Here is a 12191-nt window from a genome sequence, read left to right on the forward strand (position 1 = left end):
CCTCCCAGGGTTGATGTGTAAGATCAGCGCATTCATCAGCAAGAAGAAGTGTCTCGGAGTTGCAGTTGTTAACTGCACCGAGAAATTTTTCGTCGTGCATAACTTTTTAAATTTGAGGACTCTATGAACATTGGAATCATTGGTGCCGGTCATATCGGCAGCGCGCTGGCAGTGCGACTGGTCAGCCTGGGGCATTCGGTACATATCGCCAACTCCCGCGGGCCAGAAACGCTGCAAGACGTGGCGCAAAAAACAGGCGCAAAGCCTGTGACGATTCAGGAAGCTGCCCGGCATGGCGACATTATCGTGGTCACCATTCCACTCAAAAATATTCCCCAGTTACCCAAAGATCTGTTCACCGGCATTGCCGCCGACGTGCCAGTCATCGATACGAGCAACTACTACCCCATCCTTCGCGACGGCCACATGCCGGAGCTGGAGTCCGGTTCCCTCACGGAAAGCGAGTGGGTGCAGCAACATCTGGGCCGTCCGGTGATTAAGGTCTTCAATAACATTTTTGCTGAACATATTCGAACCAAGGGCTTGCCCAAGGGTGTTGCCGGTCGTATTGCACTACCGGTCGCCGGCGACGATGCTGGGGCCAAGCAAAAAGTGATGGCGCTGGTCGAAGAAATGGGCTTTGACGCCGTCGATGACGGCAGCCTGCACGAATCCTGGCGTCAGCAACCGGGGACGCCATGTTACGGTGCGGATCTGCCGGCCGATCAACTGCGCGAGCTGTTCAGCAAGCTGGGGCCACAGCGCAGCGAAGCGCAACACGCCGAATACCTGGCAAATCACGCCAAGCTCGAACGTGAAATGGCTGAAAAGGGCTCCACCTGAGGAAGGTGTCGCAGCCTAGCCAGGTAGTGTGCCAGGAATGATCGCGGGGCTGTGCAAAGCGGCATGCGCCGTACTCCGCGACCCTGGCTGTTAAATCACAGCGGCTTGGAGCACAACCGGAAATCCGGATCATCCTCGTACGGCCGGATCTGGAACCCCAAGCTGGCCATCAGTTTCAGCATGCCGCTGTTCTTCACCAGCACCAGGCCGTTGAGCTCCTTCAGTCCTTTATCGCGCGCAACGTCCATGATCGCCAGCATCAGCCGCGTGCCCAGGCCCTGGCCGCTGAAGCGGTCGTCCACCACCAGCGAAAACTCGCCGCTGCTGTCGTCCGGGTTGGCGATGTAGCGCGATACGCCCAGGATGCGTTCCGCTTCGACGAAGCCGCCGTCGGCGCCCGGCGTGCGCAGCGTCTGCACGGCGACGAGCGCCATTTCGCGGTCGTAGTCGATCAGCGTGTACTTGGCCAGCATGGGCACCGACAGTTCGCGCAGTGACGAGGCGAAGCGGTAGTAGCGCGATTTTTCCGACAGGCCGCGCACGAACTCCTGCAGCATGAAGGCGTCGTCGGGCTGCACCGGGCGCAGCGTGTACAAGCCGCTGCCGCGCAGCGGCCATTGCTGGGTGTAGGCGGCCGGGTAAGGCAGGATGGCCAGGTGGTCGTACTTGTGCGATGACGGCGGCGCCGCATCGATGACGATGCGCGCATCGACTGCCAGCGCGCCGTATTCGTCGACGATGAGCGGGTTGATGTCCACTTCGCGCAGCTGCGGCAATTCGCACACCATTTCCGATACCCGCAGCAGAATGTGTTCGATCGCTTCGCGCTGGGCTGGCGGTGCGCCGCGCCATTCGCCCAGGGTGTCGGCGGCGCGCACGCGGCCGATCAGGCGCTGCGCCAGGAACTGGTTCAGCGGCGGCAGTTCGGTGGCGCGGTCGGCGATCAGTTCGATCATGGTGCCGCCGGCACCGAAGCTGATCGCAGGGCCGAACAGGCGGTCGGTGGAGACGCCGATGAACAGCTCGCGGCCATGGCGCTTGCCGGCCATCTTCTGCAAGGTCACGCCGTTGATGGTGGCGTCGGGACGCAGGCGGCGCACGGTGGCCAGCATGTCGTCGTAGGTGTCGCGCACGCCGGCGGCGGTGAGCACGTTCAGCGCCACGCCCTGCACGTCGGATTTGTGGCTGATATCGGGCGAGTCGATCTTCATCGCCACCGGGTAGCCGAGCTGGCTGGCGATCAGCACCGCCTCGGTGGCGCTGCGCGCCAGCATGGTGGGCGTGATCGGGATGTGGAACGCGGCCAGCAAGGCTTTGGATTCCATCTCGGTGAGCACCTTGCGCCGCTCGGCCAGCACGCTTTCGATCAAGAGGCGCGCGCCGTCCAGGTCCGGGTCGGCCAGCTGCGATAGCGGCGGTGGTGTTTGATGCAGCAGTTGCTGGTTCTGGTAGAACGAGGCGATGTTACTGAAGCCATCGACCGCCGCCTCGGGCGTGCGGAACGTCGCGAGGCCAGCGGTATTGATCACCTGGCGCGCTTCGATTACCTGGCTGTCGCCCATCCAGCAGGTAAGTAGCGGCTTGCCCAGGCCCGCGTTCAGGGCGCTCACGGCACGGGCCACGCCGGCCGGATCGCCGCCCAGCTTGGGCGAGTAGATGACCAGGATGCCATCGACCTGGCTGTCGCGCGCGCAGGCCAGCACCGCTTCGCGGTAGGCGTCGGCGCTGGCGTCTTCGCCCAGGTCGAGCAGGTTCGATAACGTGGCGTGTTCCGGCACCAGCGGGCGCAGTGCGTCGATGCTGGTGGTGGACAGGCGCGCCAGCTGCAGGCCCAGTTCGTGGATCCAGTCGGCCGCCAGCACGCCGGGGCCGCCGCCGTTGGTGACCACGGCCAGCCGAGGGCCCACCGGCCGGTAACGCGATGCCAGGCATTTGGCGGCTGAGAACAGCTGCACGAACGATTTCACCCGCACAGCGCCGGTGCGGCGCAGCGCCGCATCGAAGACCACGTCGCTGAGCACCATCGCCCCCGAGTGGGTGAGCGCCGCCTGCGAGGCGGCGGTGGCGTTGCCCGCCTTGAGCACGATCACCGGCTTGGTGTTGGCCGCACCGCGCAGCGCCGAAAGGAAGCGGCGCGCATTGGTCAGCCCCTCCATGCAGATGACGATGCTTTGGGTAGCCGGATCGGTGGCGAGAAAATCGAGGGTTTGCGCCAGGTCCACCGCCGTGTTGGGGCCGAGCGAGACCACGGCCGACAAACCGACGGCGTTCTTGTCGGCCCAGTCGAGAATGGCGGTGGTGAGCGCGCCCGATTGCGAAATCAGCGCCAGGCTGCCGGGGCGGGCCAGCGGGCCGGCCACGCTGGCGTTCAGGTGCAGGCGCGGGCGCTGGTAACCGAGGCAATTGGGGCCGAGCAGGTGGATCTCGTGGCGCTTGGCGATGGCAACCAGTGCCGCAGCCAGCGCCGGATCGACGCTCGACGACAGGATCAGCGCTGCGCGGCACTGGATGCGGCCGGCCACCTCGAGCGCGAACGCCAGCTGGTCGTGCGGCAGCGCGATTACGGCCAGGTCGGCGCGCGACTGCGCCAGGTCGGCCAGGGTGCCGGTCATGCCGATGTCGAGATAGCTGACCGGGCCGGTGAAGCCGCCTTGTTCCAGCTGGGCGCGAATGCTGCGGCCATAGCTTGTCTGAGTCTGGGTCTGGCTGTCCGGCTGGTCATCGCGGCCGGCGAAGACGACGATGGACTTGGGAGCGAACAGCGGGGTGAGGTAGTGGTTATCCATGCGGCGATGATAGCGCAAAAGCCCTGGTTTACAGCTCCCATAAAAAAACGCCACCCGGTGGGTGGCGCAAGCGCTGCGGAGAGGAACCTGCGGTTTCCCTGGTCCTGCTACGGGATTACTTCGGCATCAGCACGGTATCGATCACGTGGATCACGCCATTGTCGGCGGCGATGTCGGTCTTGGTCACGTGGGCCTTGTCGACCATGACCTTGTCGCCTTTGACGGCCACTTTTACCGAGGCGCCTTCGACGGTCTTGACGTCGCCGGATTTGACGTCGGCGGCCATCACTTTACCTGGTACCACGTGGTAGGTCAGCACCTTGGTCAGCGCGGCCTTGTCTTTCAGCAGTGCGTCCAGCTTGGCTTTCGGGATCTTGGCAAAAGCCGCGTCGGTCGGCGCGAACACGGTGAACGGGCCCGGGCCTTTCAGGGTGCTTTCCAGGCCGGCCGCCTGCACTGCCGTGACCAGGGTGTTGAAGGAACCGGCCGCTTTCGCGGTATCGACGATGTCTGCTGCCTGGGCGGCGCCAAAGGCCATGGTGAATGCTGCTGCCATCAAAAATTTCTTCATTTTCCTGCTCCTCGGAGTGGTGGTTGAACCGGTCTTTGAACCGGCATGTGTGTCACAGTATCGGCCAAACTGAAACATGTATACTGTGCGCTGCTCCCGTGTTTGCTTATATCGGTTCAATGACGGTTCAATGGCTGTGGTGAATCGTCCTATTGCTAATGGGAAAAATGGGGCTTTTCGTTTATATTGGCTGTCTAAACTCATACGGAGCAAGTCATGGCAAGTGCAGGGATCACCTTCGACGCGGTTGCGGCAGCGGCTGCAGGTTTGCAGGGCAATGGCCAGCCGGTCACCATCGAGGCCGTCAGCGGCGCGCTGGGCGAGCCGGCATCGATTGCCATGCACAAGCACCTGGCTGCCTGGCGCAGCGCGCAAGCACAATCGACGCCGGCGCCCGCGCCGGAGATGCCCGCCGAACTGGTCGCCGCGCTGGCCGGTTGGGCCAAACAATACGCGGACGAGGCGGGCGCCGCCAACCGCGCCGGCCTGGAGCAAACCGGCGGCGACCTCGATGCCTTGCTCGACGCCAGCGCCCGGCTGGAGGCCGAACGCGACAGCGTGACCGCCGCCCGCGACGAGGCGCTGGAAATCCTGGCCGAGCGCGACGAACAGATCGAACGCCTGCAGGCCGAACTGCGCAACGCGCGCCAGATCGCCACCGACGCGCTGGTGGGCAAGGCCAAGGACCACCTGGCCATCGAAGGCAAGGACAGCCAGCTGGCCGACCTGCGCCACCAGCTCGAACGCAACGTGGCCGCTGCCGCCGCCGATTCCGACCGTCGCCTGGCCGCCGAAATGGAACTGGTGGGCGCGATTACCGCGCGTGACAACTTCGCCGCCGAGATCCAGGAACTGCGAGCACGCCTGGATGCCCGCCAGGTACGCGGCGGCGGCTAAGCTGCATTAAGATTCGCTTCATCTTCGATCCTCACACTCGCCCGCCATGCGCATACTGTTAGTCGAAGACGACACCTCTCTTGGCGAAACCATCCTGGCCTGGCTGCGGCTCGACCAGCACGCGGTCGACTGGGTGCGCCGCGGCGACTCGGCGCAGACCGCGCTCATGACCCACCGCTACGACTGCGTACTGCTCGACCGCGGCTTGCCCGGCATGACCGGCGACGCCCTGCTGGCCGAGCTGCGCGGCGCCGGCAACCGGGTGCCGGTGATCCTGATCACCGCCTTCAACGCCCTGTCTGACCGCGTGGAAGGGCTGGACCTGGGTGCCGATGACTACCTGGTCAAACCGTTCGAACTCGAGGAAATGTCGGCCCGCATCCGCGCTGCCGTGCGACGCGGCGCCGACCAGGTCAGCAACGCGCTGGTGCACGACGACCTGGCGCTCAACCTGGAAACCAAGCAGGCCAGCCTGGCCGGCCAGCCGGTGGCGCTCACCGCGCGCGAATACAACGTGCTCTACGCGCTGATGCTGCGCAAGAACAGCATCGTCTCGCGCGCCCAGATCGAAGAAACCCTGTACGGCTGGGGCGACGAAGTGGAGAGCAACGCCATCGAGGTGTACATCCACAACCTGCGCAAGAAGCTCGGCGGCGAGCGCATCGTCACCGTGCGCGGCCTCGGCTACCGGCTCAAGCACGATGGTGATTGAACCATCGTGGTCGCTGCGGCGCCGCCTGCTCGTCGCCATCGTTGCTGCCAGCACCGTGCTGTGGCTGGCCAGCCTGGGCATCGTCACCTACATCGCCTGGCACGAAACCAACGACGTGTTCGACGACGCACTCGAGGAATCGGGCTATATGCTGCTGGCCGCCACCACCGACTGGAATGAACGCGGCCTGCTGCCACGGGCCCAGGCTGGCCGCACCAGCGAGCGCAAGGTCGACATGCAGTACCAGATCGTGGTCGATGGCCGCGTCCTGCAACGCACCAGCGGCGCGCCGGCCACGCCGTTCGTGGCCGGCTTCGACGACGACCACGGCTTTGCCGATCCGCGCCAGGGCCAGCAGCGCTGGCGCGTGTTCGTGGTGCGCGACGACGCGCGCCGCTTCGAGGTGCAGGTGGGGCAATTGCACAAGAAGCGGCTCGACATCCTGGAAGAACTGGCCGAGCACCTGTGGCTGCCCATCGCCGGTTTTCTGGCCTTGCTGGCGCTGGTGTGCTGGCTGCTGATCCACCGCGTGCTGAAACCGTTGCGCCAGACCGCGTCCGCGATTGCCGCCAAGACGCCGCACGATCTGGCGCTGGTGGCGGTCGATGGTCAGCCGCGCGAACTGCTGCCCATCGTACAGGCCCTCAATGGCGTGCTGGGGCGCCTGGACGCCGCCCTGCAGGCCGAACGCCGCTTCACCGCCGACGCCGCGCACGAGCTGCGCACGCCGCTGGCCGGCCTGCACATGCACGTGCAGCTGCTGCAGCGCCAGCACCCGGACGCCGCGCTGGCCGCGCCCTTCAAAAAACTGCGCGACGATATCGCCCGCGTGACAGCGCTGGTGGACAGCCTGCTGGCGCTCGCCCGCCTTGATCCGGTCACGCGTGAACAGCTGGCCACCGAGCCGGTGCCGCTGGCGCCGCTGTGCGAGCAATTGCGCGCGACGCTTGCCGACAACGTCACCCGACGCGGCATCACGCTGGTGCTGCGCTGTACCGGCGCGGTGGCCCAGGCCAATCCGGCCATGCTGCAGATCGCCGTGCGCAACCTGCTCGATAACGCGGTGCGCTACTGCCCGGACGGCGCCCGCATCGAGCTCGACGCAGTGCGTGCCGCCGGGCGCATCGTCATCACCGTGCGCGACAATGGCCCCGGCGTGGATGCAGCGAGCCGCCAGCGCCTGTCCGAGCGGTTCTTCCGCGTGCTCGGGCACGAGGCAGGGCAGGGCGGCAGCGGGCTGGGACTGTCGATCGTCAGGCGCATCGTGGAGCTGCATGGCGGCGCGCTGGTCTTCGGCGCCGGCCTCGAAGGGCAGGGTCTCGGCGTGACCATGGATCTGCCGGCGCATTAAGCCCATTAAACCATTAAGCATCCGATATTAAGATCCGGTTAATGTCCGCTCGGTGTAATACGTCCAAGCCCACCACGAAAGGACCACACCATGAAACGTTTTATCCAGGTCACCTGCCTGACCGCATTACTCGCCGGTTCCACCTTGGCCATCGCCCAGTCGGGCGGCTATACCGGCCCGACCACCAAGCCTGCCGCCACCGGCTATACTGGCCCGTCCAGCGTGGCGATGAGCACCGCCAACGACCTGCTGGCCAACGGCAAGGACGACCAGTACGCCAAGCTCAAGGGCAAACTGACCAGCCACAAGGGCGGCGAAGACTACGAGTTCACCGATGCCAGCGGCAAGATCACGGTGGAAATCGACGCCAAGCACTTCCCGCAAGGCGTCAACATCGACCAGAACACGCTGGTGGAACTGACCGGTGAGTTCGACAAGGAAACCTTTGGCGAATCGACCTTCGACGTCAAGCAGGTCAAGGTTGCCCAATAATTTGCCGAATAAACAAGCGCAATTCTGCGCGATCTGTCTCATTTCCGCAGCAGGAACCGGAGCGCCTGTGCGCTCCGGTTTTTTTTTGCGCGCCCCGCACGCCCCCGGTTTATCCCGAAAACAGCACAGGATCTGCTGCCGACATAATAGTTTCGGTATCAGGTCGCGCAAAAATGTGATTGGTTCACCGATTGCGCGCTCTCTAAGATGGCACCGGTTGCATTGGGTCTTCGGTCCGGTGCACCGACAAAAAATATAACACTGGAGAGAGATATCATGAGCGCACACCGCTTCGGGCGTCACGCAGCATCCCCACGCCTGCAAATCAAACTGACCGTTGCCGTGCTGGCCGGCGCCGGCATCCTGAGCAGTGCTTCGGTCTGGGCGCAGGACGCCCAGGTTGTGGCCGAGCAAGAGGCCGCCAAGCCGGTGACCTCGGTCGTCGTGACCGGCGTGCGTCGCGCGGCACAGAGCGCCCAAAACATCAAGAAAAACGCCGACGACGTGATCGATTCCATCGTCGCCGAAGAAGCCGGTAAATTCCCCGACAAAAATGTCGCCGAAATCCTGGGCCGAGTGACCGGCGTGCAGATCCGTCGCGAAGGCGGTGAGGCCAGTTCAGTGATCATCCGCGGCCTGCCCGGCCTGACCACGCTGCTGAACGGCCGCGAAGTCTATACGTCCAATAACCGCAACCTGTACCTGGCCGACATTCCAACCACCATGCTCTCGCGCATCGACGTCTACAAGACACAAAGCGCCGAGATGGTGGAGGGGGGCACCGCCGGCGTGATCGACGTACGCACCGCGCGTCCGTTCGACTTTGCCGGTTTTTCGGGCAACCTGGCCGCGCGCGTGGAAGACCGCGACAAATCGAATACGCGCGACCCGCAGGTATCGGGCATGGTCTCGAACCGCTGGAAAACCTCGTGGGGCGACTTCGGCGCGCTATTCGGCCTGTCGTACCAGCTGGGACGCTACCACGATGAGGTGGCGTGGAATTCGCCGCCATCGAATACCATCACCAGCGACCCGACTGTCACCGGTCCGTTCGACCTGGGCCACACCAACGCCCGTGGCGACCGCACGCGCTACGCCGGCAACTGGGCCTTCCAGTGGCGGCCATCGAACACCGTGGAGCTGTACGCGGAGGGCTGGTCCACCCGCATCGACCATGACATGGAACGCCAGTTCATGATCAGCAGCATGGGCTGGAATGCCGACAGCAAATACACGCTGTTCCCCGGCACCAAGCAGGTCGATACCATGACCTCTACCGGCAACCTGGGTGCATTGAGTTCCAACCAGACGCCGCAGGATGATTCCGAAACCCACCAGGGCGCCATCGGCGGCCGCTGGAACGTCACGCCGTCGCTCAAGGTCAGCAGCGAATTCGTGCGGACCTACAGCAAGTGGAAGCAGGAAATGCCGATCATGGAAATGTCGGCCCATCCGACCACCATCACGGCCAGCACCTACCGTGACGGCGGCGCCTACTACAACTACCCCGGCTACGACATGCTGGACCCGAACAACTACACGCTGGGCGCTTTCATCGACAACTGGTCCAGTTCGCGCGGCAGCTCGAACGACTGGCGCGGCGACGTCACCTGGAACGCTGGCGAGGAACACTTCTTCCGCGAATTTTCGGGTGGTGTGCGGCTGGCCAAGCGCAAATCGTCGTACCAGCACGAGAGCCTGAATTTCCTGCCGGCGCCTGCCAACCTGCCGGCCGTCTCCTCGTTGCCAGGCCTGACCTGCCCGTCGATGCCGCTGGCAAACGACTACGGCATGAACCGCTGGCTGGTGATCTGCGAGAAGTACCAGCACGCCAATATCGACGCCTGGCGCAAGCTGTACGGCCGCGATGGCAAGACGCCGGCCGACCCGTACTCGCTCTACACCAACAGCGAAGACACCACCGCCTTTTACGGCAAGACCCGCTTCGGCTTTGATGCCGGCAAGGTGCCGGTCGAAGGCACGCTGGGCGTGCGCGTGGTCAAGACCGAACTGGACGTGAACGGCTTCAGCAACATCAACGGCGTGCCGGTGCCGGTGAACCGCAACGTGTCGGACACCGACGTGCTGCCCAACCTGACCGTCAAGGCCAGTCTGACCGACAAGCTGATCGCCCGCTTCAACGCCGGCAAGGCGATCCAGCGTCCGGCCTTCGGCGACTTCAACCCGGGCGTATCGCTGGGCGCGACGCCTGACGGCGAGGGTATTTATGGCGGTAGCGGCGGCAACCCTGACCTCAAACCGGTGACCGGCAAGAACGCCGACCTTGCGCTGGAATGGTATTTTGCGCCAACCGGCAGCCTGACTGCCACCGTGTTCAAGCACAAGTTCGAGAACTACATCATCCGGTCGCTGGCGCTGGAAACCATCGACGGCAACCGGTACCGCATGGATCGTCCGCGCAACGTGAACAAGGGCCAGCTCGAAGGCGTGGAATTCGGCTACCGCCAGTTCTTCGATTTCCTGCCGGGCTGGCTGGGCGGCTTCGGCATGGAGGCAAACTACACGTACCTGAAGGGCCACCTGGTCGATGACGGCAAGGAAGTACCGTTCGCCGGTCTGTCGAAAAACTCGTACAACATCGTCGGCCTGTACGAGCGCGGCAAGTGGTCGGCACGCGTGGCCTACAACTGGCGCAGCAAGTTTGTCGATACCTTCAACTACCGCACCCTGGCCGCGCCGGTGGGGCCGCTGGACCTGATCGTCGATCCGATCAAGACCGCCGATGCCTCGATCTCGTACCGCGTGACCGACAACCTGGGCTTCACGCTGGACATGGAAAACCTGCTCGATCGCACGTACCACGACTACCACGGCATCGCCAGCAACCCACGCGATATCCGCCGCTATGACCGGGTAGTTGGACTGACCATGCGCCTGAAGTTCTAACCACGCATCTGCCTCAAACCCACGCACTGTGCGGCCTTCGGCCCACAGTGCGTTTTAATTTGCTTGCCACTCAACCACTTTTAAATGATAATAGTTCTCATTTAATTCTGGATGGGCAGGGCCTAGCGTGGATGTCAGTGTAGAAAGTCTGTATCGCGAACACCGGCCGTGGCTCACCGGCTGGTTGCGCGCGCGCCTCGGGCATTGCTCCGACCGCGCGGCCGACTTTGCGCAAGACACCTTCGTGCGCATCCTGCAATCGGGCGCCTGCGTGGCCGAGGTGACGCAGCCGCGCTCTTACCTGGCCACCATCGCGCGCGGGCTGATGATCGACCACTTTCGCCGCCACGACATCGAGCAGGCTTACCTGTCCGAGCTGGCGCTGGTGCCGCCGTCGCTGCAACCGTCGCTCGAAGAGCGCGCCATCCTGCTCGAAACCCTGCTGACCATCGACCGCCTGCTGGCTGACCTCGGCCCAAAGGTGCGCCAGGCCTTTTTGCTGGCGCAGGTGGAGGGGCTGGACCAGGCCACCATCGCCGCGCAGTTGGGCGTGTCGGTAAGCAGCGTTAAAAAATACATGCAGCAGGCGGTGGTGCAATGCCTGAAGTGCCTGTGACCACAACCAACGACGACCTGCCGCTGGCAGCGGCTGCCGACTGGTTCCTGCTGCTGGCCGAGGACGACTCGTCCGAAAACCGCCGTCGCTGGCAGCACTGGCATGACGCCCATCCGTCCCACCGCTGGGCATGGGAAAAAGTAGAGAAGCTGCAAAGCCTGCTGGCGGCGGCGCCGCGCCAGGCGCCGCACGTGTTGCAGCAGGCCGAACGCAATCAGGTCGAGCGCAAGGTCCACCGCAGCCAAAGTGCCCGGCGCCAGGTCCTCGCCATGCTGGGTGTAATCGCCACCGGCGGTATCGGCTACCGCTTGGCCTCCACCTGGCAGCAGGCCCCGGCCGCGCCGCAGATCGACTGGATCGTCGCCGCCAAAGGCGAGCGGCGCGAAGTCAGCTTGCCCGACGGCGGCCGCCTGTGGCTCGCGTCCGGCACCCGGGTGGGTATCGCCTACGATGCCGGTCACCGCGACCTGTACCTGGACGCCGGTGTGCTGCAACTGACCAGCGGGCGCGATCCGCAAGGGCGCAAGCTGCGCATCCTGGCGCGCGACGGCGTGATCCGCCCGCTCGGCACACGGCTGACCGTGAGCCTGTTCGCCACCCACACGGTGCTGGCGGTGCAGCAGAGCGCGGCCGAGGTGCAGCCGCTGTCCGGCTCCCGGGTGCGGGTGGAAGCAGGGCAGCGCGTGCTGTTTTCAGGCACCGCCAGCGGCCGCCCGGAGACCGCGCTGTTCCCGGAAGACGCCTGGACCCGGGGGCTGCTCACCGCGCTCAATATGCCGCTGACCGAATTTGCCGAGCGCTTCGCACTGTACTCGGGCCAGCACATCGAGGTGGCGCCGGCGCTGGCCGTGCGGCGCGTTTCCGGCACCTTCCGCATCGACGCCGCCGAGCGTTCGCTGCGCACCCTCGCCGACGGCCTCGGGCTGCGGCTGGACCCGGCCGGCGACGGCTGGCGCTTGCGGCCCCGCTAGGCCAGTACCACCGTCGCAAAAATATTTTGCCGGAAGACGGTACTT

At 64.6% G+C, this 12191-nt stretch carries 10 protein-coding genes; 8 read left to right on the forward strand and 2 right to left on the reverse strand.

All coding sequences use genetic code 11. From position 1 onward, the window contains the following. Positions 1 to 123 precede the first annotated feature (123 nt). Complete coding sequence (locus DUPY_RS12480; protein ID WP_070248489.1) at positions 124 to 843, forward strand: NADPH-dependent F420 reductase; 720 nt, start codon at positions 124 to 126, stop codon at positions 841 to 843. Positions 844 to 938: 95 nt separating this feature from the next. Here DUPY_RS12480 and DUPY_RS12485 read toward each other — a convergent pair whose 3' ends face one another. Further along, the gene (locus DUPY_RS12485; protein WP_070248491.1) at positions 939 to 3629 is read right to left on the reverse strand and encodes a bifunctional acetate--CoA ligase family protein/GNAT family N-acetyltransferase; all 2691 of its coding nucleotides are present in this window, start codon (positions 3627 to 3629) and stop codon (positions 939 to 941) included. Between the two features lie 115 nt (positions 3630 to 3744). Next, the gene (locus tag DUPY_RS12490; RefSeq protein WP_056147126.1) at positions 3745 to 4200 is read right to left on the reverse strand and encodes a fasciclin domain-containing protein; all 456 of its coding nucleotides are present in this window, start codon (positions 4198 to 4200) and stop codon (positions 3745 to 3747) included. Between the two features lie 216 nt (positions 4201 to 4416). Between DUPY_RS12490 and DUPY_RS12495 the strand changes: the two genes are divergently transcribed. From DUPY_RS12495 to DUPY_RS12525, 7 genes are all read left to right on the forward strand, one after another. Then, the gene (locus DUPY_RS12495; RefSeq protein ID WP_070248493.1) at positions 4417 to 5097 is read left to right on the forward strand and encodes a DNA-binding protein; all 681 of its coding nucleotides are present in this window, start codon (positions 4417 to 4419) and stop codon (positions 5095 to 5097) included. Positions 5098 to 5143: 46 nt separating this feature from the next. Further along, complete coding sequence (locus DUPY_RS12500) at positions 5144 to 5809, forward strand: response regulator (RefSeq protein WP_070248495.1); 666 nt, start codon at positions 5144 to 5146, stop codon at positions 5807 to 5809. Then, positions 5799 to 7160 (forward strand): ATP-binding protein, encoded by a 1362-nt coding sequence (locus tag DUPY_RS12505; RefSeq protein WP_070248497.1) that lies wholly within the window; start codon positions 5799 to 5801, stop codon positions 7158 to 7160. Before DUPY_RS12500 ends, DUPY_RS12505 begins: the two co-directional genes overlap by 11 nt. A 90-nt stretch (positions 7161 to 7250) precedes the next feature. Continuing rightward, positions 7251 to 7652, forward strand: a complete 402-nt coding sequence (locus DUPY_RS12510) for a YgiW/YdeI family stress tolerance OB fold protein (RefSeq protein ID WP_070248499.1) — start codon at positions 7251 to 7253, stop codon at positions 7650 to 7652. Between the two features lie 276 nt (positions 7653 to 7928). Beyond that, on the forward strand, positions 7929 to 10559 hold the full coding sequence (locus tag DUPY_RS12515; protein ID WP_070248501.1) for a TonB-dependent receptor: 2631 nt from the start codon (positions 7929 to 7931) through the stop codon (positions 10557 to 10559). A 127-nt stretch (positions 10560 to 10686) separates the two neighbouring features. Next, positions 10687 to 11175, forward strand: coding sequence for a sigma-70 family RNA polymerase sigma factor (locus DUPY_RS12520; RefSeq protein ID WP_070248503.1), 489 nt, complete (start codon positions 10687 to 10689; stop codon positions 11173 to 11175). Beyond that, positions 11172 to 12146 carry a FecR domain-containing protein gene (locus DUPY_RS12525; protein ID WP_070248505.1) on the forward strand — a complete coding sequence of 325 codons (975 nt, stop codon included), beginning with the start codon at positions 11172 to 11174 and terminating at the stop codon, positions 12144 to 12146. The genes DUPY_RS12520 and DUPY_RS12525 overlap by 4 nt, the downstream gene beginning before the upstream one ends. The last annotated feature ends 45 nt before the right edge of the window (positions 12147 to 12191 follow it).

The organism is Duganella phyllosphaerae (assembly GCF_001758785.1).
GTDB lineage: Bacteria > Pseudomonadota > Gammaproteobacteria > Burkholderiales > Burkholderiaceae_D > Rugamonas > Rugamonas phyllosphaerae.

Coding starts and splice junctions, on each gene's coding strand:
- DUPY_RS12490 (WP_056147126.1), bottom strand. CDS start 4,200: ATGAAGAAATTTTTGATGGCAGCAGCATTCACCATGGCCTTTGGCGCC.
- DUPY_RS12485 (WP_070248491.1), bottom strand. CDS start 3,629: ATGGATAACCACTACCTCACCCCGCTGTTCGCTCCCAAGTCCATCGTC.
- DUPY_RS12500 (WP_070248495.1), top strand. CDS start 5,144: ATGCGCATACTGTTAGTCGAAGACGACACCTCTCTTGGCGAAACCATC.
- DUPY_RS12480 (WP_070248489.1), top strand. CDS start 124: ATGAACATTGGAATCATTGGTGCCGGTCATATCGGCAGCGCGCTGGCA.
- DUPY_RS12510 (WP_070248499.1), top strand. CDS start 7,251: ATGAAACGTTTTATCCAGGTCACCTGCCTGACCGCATTACTCGCCGGT.
- DUPY_RS12505 (WP_070248497.1), top strand. CDS start 5,799: ATGGTGATTGAACCATCGTGGTCGCTGCGGCGCCGCCTGCTCGTCGCC.
- DUPY_RS12515 (WP_070248501.1), top strand. CDS start 7,929: ATGAGCGCACACCGCTTCGGGCGTCACGCAGCATCCCCACGCCTGCAA.
- DUPY_RS12495 (WP_070248493.1), top strand. CDS start 4,417: ATGGCAAGTGCAGGGATCACCTTCGACGCGGTTGCGGCAGCGGCTGCA.